General features: G+C 70.1%; 14 protein-coding genes. 8 read left to right on the top strand and 6 right to left on the bottom strand.

What is annotated here, in order from left to right; translation table 11 throughout:
- The 4 genes from D7V77_RS31905 to D7V77_RS31890 form a co-directional block, all read right to left on the bottom strand.
- Positions 1 to 1,037: serine/threonine-protein kinase (locus tag D7V77_RS31905; protein WP_147452224.1), on the bottom strand; the 1,037-nt coding region annotated here is incomplete at its 3' end.
- 140 nt (positions 1,038 to 1,177) lie between these two features.
- On the bottom strand, positions 1,178 to 2,923 hold the full coding sequence (locus D7V77_RS43935) for a hypothetical protein (protein ID WP_158624532.1): 1,746 nt from the start codon (positions 2,921 to 2,923) through the stop codon (positions 1,178 to 1,180).
- Positions 2,924 to 2,937: 14 nt separating this feature from the next.
- Complete coding sequence (locus tag D7V77_RS31895) at positions 2,938 to 3,906, bottom strand: hypothetical protein (RefSeq protein WP_120580055.1); 969 nt, start codon at positions 3,904 to 3,906, stop codon at positions 2,938 to 2,940.
- 181 nt (positions 3,907 to 4,087) lie between these two features.
- A complete protein-coding gene (locus D7V77_RS31890; protein ID WP_120580054.1) occupies positions 4,088 to 5,809 on the bottom strand; it encodes a CpaF family protein in 1,722 nt (573 codons plus the stop codon).
- 241 nt (positions 5,810 to 6,050) lie between these two features.
- On the opposite strand from D7V77_RS31890, the gene D7V77_RS31885 reads away from it, so the two are divergent.
- The 6 genes from D7V77_RS31885 to D7V77_RS31855 are packed head-to-tail and all read left to right on the top strand — an operon-like array spanning position 6,051 to position 11,735.
- Entirely contained in the window at positions 6,051 to 6,617 is a 567-nt protein-coding gene (locus D7V77_RS31885; RefSeq protein WP_147452223.1) for a hypothetical protein, read from the top strand.
- A 55-nt stretch (positions 6,618 to 6,672) separates the two neighbouring features.
- Positions 6,673 to 7,353 (top strand): uracil-DNA glycosylase, encoded by a 681-nt coding sequence (locus D7V77_RS31880; protein WP_120580052.1) that lies wholly within the window; start codon positions 6,673 to 6,675, stop codon positions 7,351 to 7,353.
- Positions 7,354 to 7,391: 38 nt separating this feature from the next.
- Positions 7,392 to 8,021: a TPM domain-containing protein gene (locus D7V77_RS31875; RefSeq protein WP_120580051.1), complete on the top strand. Its 630-nt coding sequence runs from the start codon at positions 7,392 to 7,394 to the stop codon at positions 8,019 to 8,021.
- Positions 8,018 to 9,637: a TIM44-like domain-containing protein gene (locus D7V77_RS31865; RefSeq protein ID WP_158624531.1), complete on the top strand. Its 1,620-nt coding sequence runs from the start codon at positions 8,018 to 8,020 to the stop codon at positions 9,635 to 9,637. The genes D7V77_RS31875 and D7V77_RS31865 overlap by 4 nt, the downstream gene beginning before the upstream one ends.
- A gap of 13 nt (positions 9,638 to 9,650) precedes the next feature.
- Positions 9,651 to 10,871 (top strand): hypothetical protein, encoded by a 1,221-nt coding sequence (locus D7V77_RS45060; RefSeq protein WP_233597362.1) that lies wholly within the window; start codon positions 9,651 to 9,653, stop codon positions 10,869 to 10,871.
- 60 nt (positions 10,872 to 10,931) lie between these two features.
- A complete protein-coding gene (locus tag D7V77_RS31855) occupies positions 10,932 to 11,735 on the top strand; it encodes an acyl-CoA thioesterase II (protein ID WP_120580049.1) in 804 nt (267 codons plus the stop codon).
- A 71-nt stretch (positions 11,736 to 11,806) separates the two neighbouring features.
- Here the strand turns inward: D7V77_RS31855 and D7V77_RS31850 are convergent, their stop codons facing one another.
- Positions 11,807 to 12,166: a response regulator gene (locus D7V77_RS31850; RefSeq protein WP_120580048.1), complete on the bottom strand. Its 360-nt coding sequence runs from the start codon at positions 12,164 to 12,166 to the stop codon at positions 11,807 to 11,809.
- Positions 12,167 to 12,314: 148 nt separating this feature from the next.
- The gene (locus tag D7V77_RS31845; RefSeq protein ID WP_120580047.1) at positions 12,315 to 13,649 is read right to left on the bottom strand and encodes a Xaa-Pro peptidase family protein; all 1,335 of its coding nucleotides are present in this window, start codon (positions 13,647 to 13,649) and stop codon (positions 12,315 to 12,317) included.
- Positions 13,650 to 13,924: 275 nt separating this feature from the next.
- On the opposite strand from D7V77_RS31845, the gene D7V77_RS31840 reads away from it, so the two are divergent.
- Positions 13,925 to 14,770: a class I SAM-dependent methyltransferase gene (locus D7V77_RS31840; RefSeq protein ID WP_158624530.1), complete on the top strand. Its 846-nt coding sequence runs from the start codon at positions 13,925 to 13,927 to the stop codon at positions 14,768 to 14,770.
- A 60-nt stretch (positions 14,771 to 14,830) separates the two neighbouring features.
- Positions 14,831 to 15,595, top strand: coding sequence for a tetratricopeptide repeat protein (locus D7V77_RS31835; protein ID WP_120580045.1), 765 nt, complete (start codon positions 14,831 to 14,833; stop codon positions 15,593 to 15,595).
- Positions 15,596 to 15,727: the final 132 nt, after the last annotated feature.

The following is a 15,727-nucleotide window of genomic DNA, read 5'->3' as shown; positions in this document are numbered from 1 at the left end:
GCGGTGGGGTTGGTGCGCGTGGCGCGGAGGGTGCGGCGCAGCTTGGACAGGTGCTGACGCAGGGCATCCGCGGAGTTGGGGCGCGTCTCCGGGTCCTTGGTGAGCATCTGCAGGATGAAGGCGTCCACGGCGGGCGGCAGGTCGGGGACGAACTCCGACGGCCGGGGAGGGCGCGCCTCCACGTGCTTCATGAGCAGGTCCACCGGGGAGCTGCCGATGAAGGGCAGCCGGCCGGTGATGATTTCGAAGGTGACGACACCCATGGCGTACAGGTCCGTCATGGGACCCACGGACTGGCCGCGGGCCTGCTCGGGCGCCATGTACTCCGGAGTGCCGACGACCATGTCGGTGCGCGTCTGCGCGGTGCGGACGGTGGGCCCTTCGCCGCGCTTGGCGAGCCCGAAGTCCAGCAGCTTCACGTAGCGCGTGCCGTCTGGCTGGCGCACGAGGAAGATGTTGCTGGGCTTCAGGTCGCGGTGCACCACGCCCGCGCCGTGCGCGGCACCCAGGGCGGCGAGCACTTCATCCAGGAGGGACAGGGCCTCCGGGACGGGGAGGCGGCCCTTCTCCGCGAGGATGGCGTCCAGCGGCTGGCCATCCAGGTACTCCATGACGATGTACTGGCGGCCGTCAGGGAGCTGGCCGAAGCCGAAGATGTCGATGATGCCGCGGTGGCGGATGGCGTTGACGGCGCGGGCCTCCGCGAGGAGGCGGGCCACCTGTTCGGACGAGTGCGCCAGTTCGGGGCGCAGCACCTTCACGGCGACGCGCTTGCCGATGAGGGGCTGGATGCCGTCGTAGACGAGCCCCATGCCGCCCACGCCAATGCGCGAGCGCAGCTCGTACTCGCCCAGCTTCAGGCCGATGAGGGGGTCGGTGATGGCGGTGGCTTCAGTACCGGGGTGCTCCACGATGACCTTCGGTTCCGGTGGAGTCGGATGGAACGACGACAGCACGACGGTGCCATCGCGAGGGCACACCGCCGTCTCGGACGGAACGGTGAGGCCGCAGGTTTCGCAGATCAACTCGGATGACATCTCCACCGCGGGGGAGCGTAACAGGTGAAATCCCGGGAAGCGAAGTCAGGGCCCGGGGCACGCCGGGCAAGCAAACAGGCACCTGCCCCCGGGTCGCGTTTTCTCACCCGCTGGTGTCACACAGCGGGCGATGCGGTGGGTCAGGGCGTTCCTGTGAGGCCTGGGATGACGCATCCCTTGTATTCAAGTGACGAACCTGTGCTGCCAGTCGGTCCATCGGTGCTGGTACCCCCCGCGCCACCAGGACCGGGACGCGGCGAAAAAGCCCCGCCATCCAGTTCGAAACTGACGGATTCGCACCACAGCGCGACGGATGGGCCGCCACCCCCGCCGCCACCACTGCCGCCATGGCCACCGGTTCCACCGGTTCCACCGTCGCCGCCAGCTCCGCTCTCAGTGATGTAGTCACGACCAGTAGCGGGGGGAGTGACGACTTCCTTGGAGGTCAGCAGCTTGAAACTGCCGCCTTGTCCACCGGGCCCGCCCGGACCCCCAGGACCTCCTTCGCCTCCGATGCCTCCCTCTCCGCCGCCCCTGGTCGTCAAGGAGACCGTGCCCTGCACGCGGAGGTGCACATTGGTCGCGAGGACCGCGATGGATGCGCCTCCTCCATGACCTCCCCTGCCGCCCAATCCACCACAACCTCCCGCTCCGCCTCCACCGCCCGCGCCACCGCTGGCGACATCGACGGCGTTTGCATCGCAACTTCCGCCGGCACCGCCGCCACCTCCACCTTGCCCCGGCTTACCTGCCGCTCCAGGTGTTCCGCTCTGGTTGGCCTGCCAGGTGCTGTTGGCGATGATTCCATCTCCACTTCCCGCAGAACCCGCATCGCCAGGGCTGCCCGGCCCACCATTGGTGCCGACGGTGCCGCTGATTCCTCCGTCAGGGACGATGCACTGGCAGTACAGGCCACAAGTGCCGCTGATCAGCGGGCCACCGCGTCCCCCTGCTGTATTGGGAGTGCCTACGCCTCCATCGTATCCCGCGACACCACTGTTCCCCTGACCACCGACTCCTCCAGGAGTTCCTGCTGACGTGGTGCAGGTGGCTTGACCCGCAGGTCCTCCTAACGTCCGCCGGTCGCTGCCATCGCCTCCGTTTCCACCAGCCCCACCATCGAATCCCCGTTCACCTTGCTGCCCACGGTCACCCGCACCGCCACGCCCGGCCTCAAGCGTGACGTTGGTTAGAAGGATGGCAGCACTGTCTTTCAGCCGGAGAGCGATGGATGGCTCGCCGTTGCTCAGTCCGTTAGCGGAGGCAACGTTCAGCGAATCCAGCACCACCACTCCATCGGACACGGCTCCGACCGTGAACGCGAGCGTGCCGCCGTCGAAGAACGTAGTGCCGCCGCCATCCAGGAACCGGTCCCAATAGGGGTTCCCGTTCTTGCGCCACGTGTATCCGCCGTAAAGGGAAACGGGCATGTCCACCACGGGCGCTGACTCGTTGTACGTGCCGGTGCCCAGGTACACGATGTTGCGCCCCGTGCCACCGTCGCGGATCTCCCGGAGGGCCCGGTCCAGAGTCTTGAACGGCTTCTTGCGGGTTCCATCGTTGCCGTCGTCCTGGCCATCCGCTGGATCGACGAAATACCCCGCATCCGCGACACCATCGATGCCGTCGCAGTCGTTGTCGAAGCCCGTCAGGTCGGGGTAGTCCACCCCGCCGTCGCCGCACTCGGGAGGCGTCAGGTCTCCGGCGTCCACACCGCCGTCGCCCGCGTCACCGGCGTCCGCCCCACCGTCCCCGCTCGCCTGCGGTCCGCAGCGGCCCTCGCCCTGACAGTTTTCATAGGCCGCGTCGAAGTCACTGCAGCCGCCCACGCTGAGCACCGCACCGAACACCGCGCTCAGCGCGCCGACCTTCCAGAGGTTCCGCATGGCTTTCCCCGTGCTCACTGCCACGTCCCTGCGAAGCTCAGACCACCGCCCTGGGGCGTGAGCGTCACGGACGGCTGAACGTTCGTCTGCTGCACCGGCAGGAAGTACATCAGCGCGCCCGCCGCGATGGCCGCCGCGCCCACGCCGATGCCCACCGCGCCAATCGTCTGCGACCGCTTGCCGGAGTCGCGCAGCTTCTCCGCGTCCTGCAGGTTCGGATACTCGTTGTTGTTCAGGTCGCTGAGCTTGCTCCGCGACTGCACGAAGAACACCGTCCCCACGCCCGCGAGCACCACGCCGCCCGCCGCCGGCACCCAGGCCCACTTGCGGCGTCCCGGCGTCTCCACCGTCGGCGTGTCCGTCAGTCCCATCTCGGTGGGGGGCTGCACTCCCGGCGTCAGGTCCGGCCCTGGCACAGGCTGCTTCACGCCCGGCGTCACGTTGGGCGTCTGCTGCGCCACGGGAGGCGCCACCGGCGGCGCCACCGGCTCCGGACGCAGCACCCGCAGCGTGCGCGGCACCACCACGTCCAGCGACTTGTTGAGCGCGTCCAGCACCTGGTCCTCGCTCACGCCAGGGATCGACTCCTCGACCAGCGGCGCGCCGTCCTGCGCCGTGTACACGCGCACGCCCGCCTTGTACGCGTTCAGGTACGGGCCAATCTCCGTCACCATCACCACGTCCGTCTTCGCCGCCAGGCCCAGCGACGCGATGCAGGACGGCTGCGTGCGGTTGCAGCGCATCATCGCCGTGCGCTTCTTCTTCGGAAGCGTGCGCGTCACGTCCTCCACGCGGATCACCTCCAGGCCGCGGGCCTTGAGCTGCTCGGCCACGTGCTCCTGGGCGGTTCCAACGAGGTAGCGCGGCGTTCCCCGCGTCACGTCCGTGGGCGCCAGCAAGACGGTGACGGGTTTCGCGGAGGAAGCGGGTGCGGGCGCCTGGGCGACCACCAGGGTGAGCGCGGCGAGGAAGGGGATCAACACGGGAGCACTTTCTCCCCTGACCCGTCCTCCTCGCAAGGTCAGGATTCGAGGACCCGCGTGGTGGGACAGGGCCCCACCCACCCGGGGGCGACGCCGGTGTCCGGCGCCGGGCCTCCCGCGTGGAGGTTTCACGTCGCCGTGGCCGGGGAAGCCCGGACAGGGTCCCCTCGCCTTTGGGCGGCTACCGGCGCGTACGATCCGGAACCGGGCGGATCTGCGTCTTCTCCGACGTGTTCAGCTCCGTCTTCGGCCGGTCGTCGTCCTCGTCCTCATCCGAGGGCGGCGGGGGGGGGCCCGGCGGCCGGCGCGTGGGCGTGGCACCCGCTCGCAGCGTGTTTGCCGGCGGGGTGCCGGGACGCGCCGGAGCGGGCGGCGGCCGGCGCGGCGGCGGCGTATTGCGCGCGGGCGGGGCCTCCGCGAGCAGGTCCTCGGACACCTGCACCAATGGCTCGGAGGGCGGCGTGGAGCGGGTGTCCTCCTGCTCCGCGAACGGGTTGCGCGTGGGCGGCGGCGTCTTGTCGTCGTCCTGCGGCGGCGGCGGGCGCGGCGGCAGCGAGGGCCGCAGCGCCGGAGCGGCCTTCGCGGGCGGCGGAGCCGGAGCGGCGGCGGGCTTGGGCGGGGTCGCCGCCGGCTTGGGGCCAGCGACGGGGCCGTCCGGGGCCGCGTTGCGGAGCACCTGCTCGAACTTCGCCCAGTCCTCCTTGAAGTGCGCGGGGTCCGGCAGTCCCTGCTCGCGGTGCTTCAGCGAGGGGGCCCAGCGCAGGGTGTACGCCTCGCCCACCTGGAAGCTGGGCGGGGGCGGCACGCCGTAGGTGGCGGGGTCGAAGAAGGCGTCGTCCAGGTCGTCGAAGCCGTACGCGCGCGCCTTCTGGATGAAGTTGGGGATGATGCCGGTGGGCGCGTGGTAGCCCAGGATGTTCTCGTGCTCGTCCTTGGCGACGGGCGTGAAGACGAAGATGTCCTGGGTGCGGTACTCGCCCTTCTCGTTGAGGGGCAGCACCTCCGACAGGGCAATCGTCTTGCGGCTGCCGTCGTGGAGGCGCTCGCAGCAGATGACGAAGTTGATGGCGCTGGCCACCTGGGCGCGCACGGCGACCATGGGCAGCTCCACGGACGACATGAGGCACAGGGATTCAATGCGGCGCAGCGTGTCCGTGGGCGTGTTCGCGTGCGTGGTGGCCAGCGAGCCGCCGTGGCCGGTGTTCATGGCCTGCATGAGGTGGAAGGCCTCGCCGCCGCGCACCTCGCCCACCACGATGCGGTCGGGGCGCAGACGCAGCGCGGAGTGCAGCAGGTCTCCCATGTCCACGGCGCCCTTGCCGAACTTGTCGGCGGGGCGGGATTCGAAGGCCACGATGTGGGACTGGTTGAGCTGGAGCTCGGCGGAGTCCTCGATGGTGAGGATGCGCTCCTCGTCCGGGATGAGGGACGAGACGATGTTGAGCAGCGTCGTCTTTCCGGAGCCCGTGCCGCCGGCCACCAGCATGTTGAGCTTGGTGGCGATGCCGGCCTCGATGAGGCGCGCCATGGGCTTGGTCAGCGACTTGAACTTCAACAGCGAGTCGATGCTCAGCTTGTCCTTGAAGAACTTGCGGATGGAGATGGTGGTGCCGTTGCGCGCGATGGGCGGAATCACCACGTGGATGCGGCTGCCGTCGGGCAGGCGCGCGTCCAGGCGGGGGCGCTCCTCGGTCAGGGGACGGCCCACGAACTGGGCCATGTTGCGCGCGGCGCCGATCAGACCTTCTTCGGAGAAGGAGGCATCCGTCTTGATCAACCGGCCCTTGCGTTCGATCCACACGTCGGTGGGGCCGTTGATCATGATTTCCGACACCGACTCGTCGTCCAGGTAGGCGAGGACGGGCTTGAGGAAGGCGCGGAGCGACTCGGTGTACATCGTCATGGCGGGAGCAAGGCTAGCGCGCTCCGGCCCGGGCCCCAAGCTCCCGCCTTGAGTGCCTGCTCGCTTTCCGGTGTGGCGTTCCGGCACGATGCCACCCGGAGGTGGTCATCCGCCCTCCGTTCCCGAGGAAGGGGTGCCAGCCCATGCGCGGTCCCTGGTGGTGCTGCCTGGTGTGCTGGCTTGGGGGCTGCGCGTCCTCCGCAGTGCTCGACCCGGACCTCGTGCGGCCAGAGCCCAGACGATGAAGCGGCTGTTGCTCGTGGGCGCGGTCCTGTGCGCTGGGTGCATGCGACGCGAGGCGAGTCCGTCCGATTCGCTGGCGTCGGAGGACCGCTCCATCGTCTTCCCCGAGATGTTCGCGCGAGAATCGCTGAGCATCGGGGCTCCGGGGCAGCCGTACTCGCTGGAAGGGACTCTGCTCCGGGCCATGGTCGTGGCGGCCGATGACTTCCTTCCCCGCCAGCAGGAGGGACTGTCCTGTTGGAGCAGGAGGGAGGCCCATCGCTTCAGGCTCCTCCGCGAAGGGGACATCGTCTTCATCCGCATGGACCTGGACCCGCGTGCCTGTGAGCTTGGCGGGCTGCTGCTGGACGGCGGTGTCACGTACGCGGTTCGACTGTCGGACGGACGCATCCTGCGGCGGCTCCACGATGGCGAGCCGGAGGGACCGCTCGTCCCTGGCGGCTCCGATGCGGGCGTGCCCACCGGCCCTTCGGACCCGTCCATCCCCGTGGGAGACACCTCCTGGGGCCAACAGCAGCCCTCGTTTCCAGCCCAATGGCTGGACGCCGGGAGCCCCAATCCCTAAGCGGGCCCCCTCAGGACGCGCGCGCTGGTCTAGGGTGCGGCCCACGGAGGGACGCATGAGCCTGGCCGATGGGTTGCCCGAGGACTGGAAGGAAGTACTGCATGACGCCATCCATGCTCCGTCGTTCAAGGAGCTGGAGAAGTTCGTGCGCAAGGAGCGCCAGGAACACACCGTGTTCCCGTCGGAGGAGGACGTGTTCTCCGCGTTCCGCTTCACGCCCTACGCGGACGTGCGCGTGCTGCTCCTGGGCCAGGACCCCTACCACGGCCCGGGGCAGGCCCATGGACTCGCCTTCTCCGTCCAGCCCGGCGTGCCTGCTCCGCCTTCGCTCGTGAACATGTTCAAGGAGCTCCAGAGCGACGTGGGCGCGCCGAAGCCTCGCGACGGGTCGCTCATCCCTTGGGCGAAGCAGGGCGTGTTCCTGCTCAACACCGTGCTCACCGTGCGCCAGGCCTCCCCCAACAGCCACGCGAAGCACGGCTGGGAGCCCTTCACCGACGCCGTCATCCGCGCCGTCAGCGCCAAGGAGGACCCGGTCGTCTTCCTCCTCTGGGGCAAGCCCGCGCAGAAGAAGAAGGCCCTCATCGACGAGAAGCGCCACGTCGTCCTGGAGGGCGTGCACCCCTCGCCGCTGTCCGCGAGCAAGGGTTTCTTCGGCAGCAAGCCCTACAGCACCACCAACGCCGCGCTGAAGAAGCACGGCCAGCACACCATCGACTGGCAGCTGCCCTCATAGGAGCGTGTCGCGTGGGTTGGCTATAGTGCCTGCCCACGATGGCCACGACCTTCCTCGAAGACGCCGCACGCACCCAGGCCGCTGAAGCCGTCGCGGCCATTGAGTCCCAGACCGCCGCGGAGGTGGTGGTGTCCGTGCGCCGCGCCTCCGGCGACTACGCCCACACCGATGCACGGCTGGGCGCGGCCGTCGCCTTCGTCATGCTGTTGGTCCTCCTGTTCATCCCGCAGGAGGTCCACCTCTTCGCCTTCCCGCCCGTCGTGCTCCTGGCCTACGCCGCGGGCGTGATGGGCGGCCGCCTGCTGCCGTCGCTGCGCCGCGCGCTCACCCCGCGCAAGCTCCAGGAGGACTCCGTGCGCACCGCCGCGAAGGCCGCGTTCACGGAGCTGGGCGTTTCGCACACGTCGCGCCGCACCGGCATCCTGGTGTTCGTCTCCCTCTTCGAGCGGCGCGTGGAGGTCGTCACCGACTACGGCGTGGACACCTCGCTCATGGGCGCCGAGTGGCAGGACGCGCTCACGCAGCTGTCCGCCGCGCTGACCGCGTCCACCGCGCCCGAGCCCTTCCTCCAGGCCCTGCGCCGCATCCAGGCACCGCTTTCGCGCGTGCTGCCCCGCCTGGAGGATGACGTGAACGAACTGCCGGACATGCCCGGAGCCGTGGCGTGAGGCGCTCCCACTCCGTCCTCCTTCTCGCGGTCGCGCTGTTCCTCGGGCTGGGCCTCGCCTCCATCCCGGACGCGGAGGCGCGCCCCGGCGGTGGTAGCTCCTATCGGGGCTCCAGCCGCAGCTCGTCGAGCAGCCGGAGCTCGTCGAGCAGCCGCAGTTCGTCGAGCAGCCGCAGCTCGTCGTCCTCCTTCGGCTCCAGCAGCAGCCGGTCCTCGTACAGCTCCGGCCCCCGCTACTACAGCTCCAGTGGCTCGTCGTCTTCGGATGGAGGCGGGGCGTTCGGGGGCTTCTGCCTGCTCATCGTCATCATGGGCGTGGTGGCCATCGTCGTCATGAACATGAAGTCGGGCGCGGGGCAGAGGGACTGGAGCACCACCACGCCCCATGCGCCTCCGCCGCCCCAACGCCAGGGCTCGCTGCGCACGAAGCTCGCGCGTCTGGCCCGCGTGGGGCCCAAGGGTTCGGACGGGTCGGTGCAGCCGTTGGACCCGGAGTTCTCCATCGTCCTCTTCGAGGACTTCGTCTATTCGCTCTTCGCCCGCGTGCACGAGGCGCGCGGCGGCGGCCGCCTGGACACGCTGGGCGGCTGGCTGTCCGACGGCGCCATCGACTCGCTCCACGAACTGGGCACTCCGGACGCGGTGAAGGCCGTGGTGGTGGGCGCCGTCACGTATGAGTCCGTGGAGGGCATCAGCGCGAACAGCCAGCGCGTCCGCGTCGTCCTGCGCTTCGAGGCCAACTACACGGAGGTCTCCTCCGGCTCCGAGCAGAGCTGGTACGTCGCGGAGGAGTGGCTGCTGGAGCGTGACGCGTCCGCGAAGTCCCGGCCTCCCGAGGACGTGCGCGCCTTCAAGTGCCCGAACTGCGGCGCGCCGCTGGAGTCCGTGCACGGCCACAAGTGCTCGTACTGCGACACGGTGGTGAACACCGGCGAGTTCGACTGGGTGGTGACGCGCGTGGCGTCGCAGGAGCGCGAGCGGCGCGGCCCTCAGCTCACCGGCACCACGGAGGAGCAGGGCACGGAGCTGCCCACCATCAAGGACTCGCGCTCGCAGGAGCGGCTGAACGCGCTGCTGCATGACGACCCGGAAGCGACGCCGCTGGCGCTGCGCAAGCGCCTGGAGTTCATCTTCCACGAGATGCAGACCGCGTGGGCCGCGCGCGAGTGGAAGGGCATGCGGCCCTTCCTCAGCGACAACCTCTTCCAGACGCAGCTGTACTGGATCAACGCCTACCGTGAGGCGGGCCTGCGCAACATCACGGAGAACGCGCACATCACGAACCTGGTGCTCGCGCGGGTGACGCGGGATGAGTACTTCGACGCCGTCACCCTGCGCGTGTTCGCGTCCAGCCTGGACTACACGGTGCGGGACCGGGACGGACAGGTCGTGGGGGGCAGCCGCTCCCGCGAGCGCGCCTACAGCGAGTACTGGACGCTCATCCGCGGCCGGGGCGTGCAGGGCAAGCCCTCCACGCAGAAGAAGTGCCCGTCGTGCGGCGCCCCGCTGTCCATCAACATGGCGGGCCACTGCACGCACTGCCAGGCGCGCGTGACGTCCGGCGAGTTCGACTGGGTGCTCAGCCGCATCGAACAGGACGAGTCGTACCAGGGCTGAGCCACGGTCCTTCATGCACACGCCCCATTGGTTTTCGCTGCTCGGTCTCCTCGTCACGGCCACTCCGGCCGCCTCGGCTCCACAGTCCTTCGGAGATTGGTTCGATGCGCGCGTGAAGGCGGAGAAGGTCGTCGTCCGCGAACGCTTCCAGCTTGACCTGGATGGGGACGGCAAGGAGGACGATGTCGTCTGTTACGACTTCAAGGATGCAGAAGGGCCCGGCACCACGACGCCCGTCATCCTGGTGGGGCTGGCCACCGGCGAGCGCTTCGCCATGCGTGGTGGAGGGCTGGGCCCGATTGATCACGTCAATTGTCCCAGCGCGCCGTCATCGAAGACGAAGGGCCGGCCGAACTCCCTCCGCCTCGCGGGCAATGGCCTGACGGGCTACGTGGGGGCGGTGTCCCTGCTGTTCGACAACAAGGGGCCCCTGCTGGTGGGGGGCGACACCGGTGACCGGTACCACGCGTGGAGCATGGACCTGGTCTCCCAGCGGACGGAGCTCTCGTCCTACGAATACTCCGAATCGCAGACCGAGGACCCTGTCCCGAACCGGTCCGCCTCGATGCTCGCCTCCGGTACGCAGAATCCGGCGCCGCCCGCGCCGGTCTGGGTGAGCTGGGGGAAGAAGAACTGGAGCGGCGACGCGGACGCGGGCCTGAAGGTGCAGTGGCTGCGCAAGGGCACCACGGTGACGCTCCTCGCGACGCTCCAGGACGACCAGCCGGTGCCCGCGGTGGATGCCAGCGCGAAGGCCATCCTTGGCGCGGATCACCTGGAGCTGTGGTGGAGCGAGCCGAACGCGGACTCCAAGCGCGCGGTGCAGTTGGGCGTGGCGCGCACCGCCGACGGCAAGCCCGTCGCCACGTGGTTCCAGCCTCCCGGCCGCAAGGACAGGGCGCTTCCCTCCATCCGTTGGACCGCTCCCGACCGGTTCGAGGTGGAGCTCCCCGTGAGCTGGCTGGTTCCCAAGCCGCGGGAGGGCGTCACGGTCCATGACGGTGACATGGAGCCTCCGTCGGCGCTGGCGGCCATCACGGTCGTCTTCTCCGACAGCGATGGGAAGGGACAGGAGACGCTCGTCTCCACCACGGAGAAGCGTCCCGGCGCTGGGAACTTCAGCAGCCTTTACCTGGCGGAACCCGGAAACCTGTACCCCCGGTTGAGCAAGGGCGTCTTCAGCTGGGTGCCCCTCAAGCAGACCACCACCCTGCGCGAGCTCGTCATCCAGTAGCGCCGGGGGCCCGCATCTCCCCGGGACATCCACGCCGGGAACACTAGGATGCGGTGCATCATGACCGCGCCCTTCCTTGTCGCCACCCTCGTTGAACCGCTGGAACCCGGGCACTACCGCTCGCGCTACGAGGCGCCCTGGTATCAGGGCCGGGGTGCGTACGGCGGCGTGGTGGCGGGGCAGGTGCTGCGTGCGATGGAGCACCAGCTGAACGACCCCCAACGGCAGGTGCGCTCGTTCACCGTGCACTTCTGCTCGCCCGCTGTGGAGGGCGTGGCGGACCTGCACACGCGCATCGAGCGCGCCGGCAAGTTCGTCACCCATGCCACCGCGCGAGTGGAGAGCGGCGGCGTCGTGGTGGCCGTCGCCACGGCGACCTTTGGCGCCGCTCGCGGTGGGGCTCCCGAGTACATGGACTTCGTCATGCCGAAGGTGCCCGCGCCCGGTGCGCTCACGCCTGTCCCTGACGACGTGCCCATGCCGGACTTCTGCCGCTTCTTCGAGTACCGCTACTGCGTGGGCTCGGCGCCGTACTCGGGCGGTCCCGAGGCGGAGGTGGGCGGGTGGCTGCGGCCTCGCGTTCCCACGGCGTTGGACCCGGCGCTGTGCGTGGGGTTGATGGATGCGTATCCGCCGTCCGTGCTGTCACGGCTGGACGGCTTCCGCGCCGCGGCGTCGGTGGACCTCAGCGTGCAGTTCTTCCAGCCGTTCCCGGTGAAGGGCATCGCGCCGGACGCGCACTATCTGCGCACCGGGCGCTCGCGCCAGGCCGCGGAGGGCTACACAGAGGAGACCCAGCTCCTCTGGGCGGAGGACGGTACGCTGCTCGCGCAGTGCCGTCAGCTCGTCGCCGTGCTCGGCTGAACCGCCAACTCGGCCACCACGGCGTGGTGGTCGGAGACGGCGTCGGGCAGACGCGCGTACGCCAGAACGGCTCAGGCGGCGATCTGCTTGCGCAACAGCCGCGTCAGCTCCGCGGGGTCCACCGGCTTGGGCAGCAGCTCCGCGCCGTAGCGGATGGCCACGGGCAGCAGGTCATCCAGGTCCGAGTGGCCGGTGAGGAAGATGAACGGCGCGCGGCACTCCTGCAGCTCGCGTATGGCGACGAGCACGTCGGAGCCGTTCATGTCCGGCATGTTGTAGTCGCACAGGATGGCGGCGATGCCGGTGAGGTCCAGGTGGAAGGCCTCGGCGGGGGACTGCACCGTGAGCACCGTGTAGCCCGCGTCCCGCAAGGTGTCTCCCACGGTCGCGAGCACGAAGAGGTCATCGTCGATGACCAGCACGGTTGGCATGGCACTCCTCCAGCGCCTGAGCGGCGCGCGCGATGCGCACGAGTGTATCCGAGCCCGCGCGTCCGCGCGCCACACCCCCACGGTGCGAGTTGCCGGGGTCGGGGCCACCCACGTCGTAGGGTGTGGGCGCTTGGCGGGCCTCAGGCCCTCACTGTTTCGCGGCCGTGACAGGAGAGGGGATGAGGATGAGCTGCTCCTGGGGTGGGTTGAGGTATTCGGCGCCGGTCTCCGTGACGACGGCCATCTCCTCCACGGAGAGGATGCGCAGCGCGTCCGGGCTGCTGCCGTCCTTCCACGCGTAGAAGCCGTCGAAGGCGAACACCTGCCCGGGCTGGAGCTTGCGCAGCGAGGAGCCCGCGGGCGGCTTGCCGGACGCCGCGCCGGACAGGGCAGGGCCTGCGTCATGGGCCCAGTAGCCCACGGGATGGCCGGTGCCCCACATCACGGGCTCGGAGCCCGCTTCGCGCATCCAGTCGCGCTGGGCCTTGTCCACGTCGTAGCCGCGCACGCCGGGCTTCATCGCCGCGAGCGCGATGCGGCTGCCCTTCTTCGACTTCTCCCACTTCGCCAGCGCCTCCGCGGGAGGCTGCTTCTCCCCCGGCGCCAGCACGTACGCGAAGCGCTGGATGTCCGTCACCCACGTGCCTCCCACGCGGATGCCGAAGTCCGTCTGGATGAAGTCCCCCGGCTGGATGACGCGGTCGGTGGCGTTCGAGTGCCCGCGCGTGGGCCCGCTGTTCACGTTGGGGTTCTGGTCCGGCTGCCACCCGTCACCCACGCCCAGCTCCGCGATGCGCTTCTTGAGGAAGCGCGCCACGTCCGAGTCCCGCGTCTTGCCGGGCACCACGGTGCGGTACGCCTCCTCCTCCAGCTTCGCGGTGATGTCCGCGGCCTTGCGCATGATGTCCACCTCCTCGGGCGTCTTCACGGACAGCCACTCGGAGACCAGGTCCTCGGAGGACACCAGCTTCTTGCGCAGCGCGGGGGACAGCGCCGCCTCCAGCTTCGCGCGCTGCGTGGCGGACAGGCCGTCCGCGATGGACATCCGCTCCGACGAGTTGATGGCCACCTTCGTCGGCTTCGCCTGGGTGAGGCGCGCGGCGATGAGCGCGTTCACGTCCGCGCCGCGCTCGAAGGCCACCACCTCGTCCACCACGCCCATGTCGCGGAGCGCGGTGGCCTCGCCCTCGGGAGAGAGCGCGGTGGAGCGCAGCGAGTCGCCGTCCCGTAGGAACAGGAACGCGGCGGTGCCTCCCGCGTTCTCCCCGCCCACGTGGGCCGCGAGCGGGTCGTTGTCGTTCTCACGGCAGAGCACCACCCACGCGTCCACGCCCGCGCGGGCCATGGCCTGGGGCAGCAGCTTCTGGAGGCGCTCCTTGCGCACGCGAGGCCACGCGCCTTCCGCGGCGGGCACGGCGGGCGCGGCGTGGGCGAGGGAGGCAGCGAGCAGGGCGGAGAGGAGGACGGGCCGGACACGCGTCATGGATGCGCTCTTCCTGGTGGGGGGAGGGCGCGGATTGTTTCACGGCCACGGCGCGCGACAACCCACACGCCGTGCACCGCGCATGTGCTTCACCCGGAAGTCCCGGAATCACAAGAGACATGTCCGGGACGTGGGCCTGTTCGTGGATGGACATGGCCCTGCCCCCGGGTCTCGGGCGCGGATGGCTGTCTGTCATTGCGTCGGGACCGCCGGGAGGGCGCGAACGGCGCCAGGGCTTGCGACCGTGCGCGTCGTCTCCAACCCCGGAGTCGCACATGCGTGTCGAAGAAACGAGTTCCGCCGCGGAGTACGTCCAGGGCAACGAGGACCGGGAGCTGCGACGGCTGATGCTCCAGGCCCAGGTGTACTCGCCGCTGACGGAGGGAGTGCTGCGCGGGGCCGGCTTGAAGCCCGGGATGCGCGTGCTGGACGTGGGCTGCGGCGTGGGGGACGTGTCCTTCCTCGCCGCGGAGCTGGTGGGCCCCACGGGCGAGGTGGTGGGCGTGGACCGCGAGGCCCGCGTCCTCGCCTGCGCCCAGCGCCGCGCCGAGTCGCGTGGCCTGCCGCACGTGCGCTTCCAGCAGAGCAGCCTGGAGTCCCTGCCCGTCGGCGCCCCCTTCGACGCCATCGTCGGCCGGCTGGTGCTGATGTTCCAGCCGGACCCGGTGACGTTCGTCCGCCGCATGGTGGAGCACCTGCGCCCCGGCGGCGTGCTGGCGCTGCACGAACTGGAGCTGGCGGCCATGGGTCTGGCGCACCCGAAGCTGCCGCTGTTCAACCGCGTCTGGAACTGGATGCTGCCCACCTGCGAACGCGTGGGCATCAAGGTCCACATGGGCCTGGAGCTGGTGTCCACGCTGCGGCGGGCCGGGCTGGTGGTGGATGACGGCGTGGTGGGCGGGCGGCTGGGCGTGACGCCGGACGCGGAGACCACGCACGCCCTGGTGGAGACCGTGCGCACGCTCTTGCCCCACATGGAGCGGCTGGGCGTGGCGCTGGCCATGGAGGTGGACATCGACACGCTGGCCGCCCGCCTCACCGCCGAGCTGCGCTCCAACGGCGGCGTGCTGGTGCCCAGCCTCATGGTGGGCGTCTGGGCCCACCGTCCAGGCCCTGTCTAGCGCCGCCGTCTTCGCACGACTTCACGAGCGGCGGGGGAGTGGGTCGCTTAGAGTGGCCTCATGGCAAAGACGGCATCCCGCAAGTCCCCCGCGAAGGCCAAGAAGCAGCCCGCGCGCCCCGCCGCGCCCGCGAAGACACCGGCCCGGCCAGTGAAGGCGAAGGTGGAGAAGGTGGAGCCCCGCCGCGCCTCCGCCTCCTCTCCGAAGCCCCCCGTGCTGGAGGCCGAGCCCGTCTTCGACTCCGGCCCCGTGGCCGACCCCCGCGAGTCCACGCCCAAGAGCCTGCCCGCGGGCGAGCCGAAGGGCCGGGTGCTGCCCTTCGAAATCGACCCGGCCCAGCTGGAGGCCGGCTTCCAGAAGCTGCGCGGCGAGCTGGTCCACTGGACCAACAAGGGCCGCTACACCAAGGTCCGCTTCAAGTTCCGGGGCAAGCAGCTGCTGCCCGACCTGCCCCTGGCCGCCGTCGTCGCCGCGGAGGGCCTGTCCTTCTACTGGGGCGGCATCCTGCGCGTGCTCGTGGCCAACGTGGTGGGCAAGAGCGTGTTCGAGGTGGAGCTGGTCAACGACGCGGACAAGCGCGTCCAGGCGGGCCGCGAGGCGCTCCTGTCCGGCGACGTGGACCAGGCGCTCACGCTGTTCCGCGAGGCGCTCGCCATGGACCGCGACAACGCCTCCGCGCACCTCAACGTGGGCGTGGCCCTGAGGCTCCGCGGGGACCGCGAAGGGGCGCTCGCCGCGTTCGAAACCGCGAAGGCCAAGGACCCCGAGGGCGGCGTGGGCGCGGAGGCCGAACGGCTGGCCGCGAACCTCCGCCCCAAGACCTGAAAAACGGGCCCGGAACGGCCTGGAAACGGGCCCCGGACGCGGGCCCGGAAACGGCCTCCGGTGGGGCTGAAAACGCACCGCCCGGATGTTCCCTCCCGGTGCCCCGGAAAGGCCCTTTCCGACCCCTGGAAC

Source organism: Corallococcus sp. CA041A (assembly GCF_003612075.1).
GTDB lineage: Bacteria > Myxococcota > Myxococcia > Myxococcales > Myxococcaceae > Corallococcus > Corallococcus exiguus.
Note: the sequence above shows the minus strand (reverse complement) of the source record. Positions and strands in the feature narration are given on the sequence as shown.

Coding starts and splice junctions, on each gene's coding strand:
- D7V77_RS45060 (WP_233597362.1), top strand. CDS start 9,651: ATGCACACGCCCCATTGGTTTTCGCTGCTCGGTCTCCTCGTCACGGCC.
- D7V77_RS31850 (WP_120580048.1), bottom strand. CDS start 12,166: ATGCCAACCGTGCTGGTCATCGACGATGACCTCTTCGTGCTCGCGACC.
- D7V77_RS31845 (WP_120580047.1), bottom strand. CDS start 13,649: ATGACGCGTGTCCGGCCCGTCCTCCTCTCCGCCCTGCTCGCTGCCTCC.
- D7V77_RS31885 (WP_147452223.1), top strand. CDS start 6,051: ATGAAGCGGCTGTTGCTCGTGGGCGCGGTCCTGTGCGCTGGGTGCATG.
- D7V77_RS31840 (WP_158624530.1), top strand. CDS start 13,925: ATGCGTGTCGAAGAAACGAGTTCCGCCGCGGAGTACGTCCAGGGCAAC.
- D7V77_RS43935 (WP_158624532.1), bottom strand. CDS start 2,923: ATGCGGAACCTCTGGAAGGTCGGCGCGCTGAGCGCGGTGTTCGGTGCG.
- D7V77_RS31890 (WP_120580054.1), bottom strand. CDS start 5,809: ATGACGATGTACACCGAGTCGCTCCGCGCCTTCCTCAAGCCCGTCCTC.
- D7V77_RS31880 (WP_120580052.1), top strand. CDS start 6,673: ATGAGCCTGGCCGATGGGTTGCCCGAGGACTGGAAGGAAGTACTGCAT.
- D7V77_RS31855 (WP_120580049.1), top strand. CDS start 10,932: ATGACCGCGCCCTTCCTTGTCGCCACCCTCGTTGAACCGCTGGAACCC.
- D7V77_RS31835 (WP_120580045.1), top strand. CDS start 14,831: ATGGCAAAGACGGCATCCCGCAAGTCCCCCGCGAAGGCCAAGAAGCAG.
- D7V77_RS31875 (WP_120580051.1), top strand. CDS start 7,392: ATGGCCACGACCTTCCTCGAAGACGCCGCACGCACCCAGGCCGCTGAA.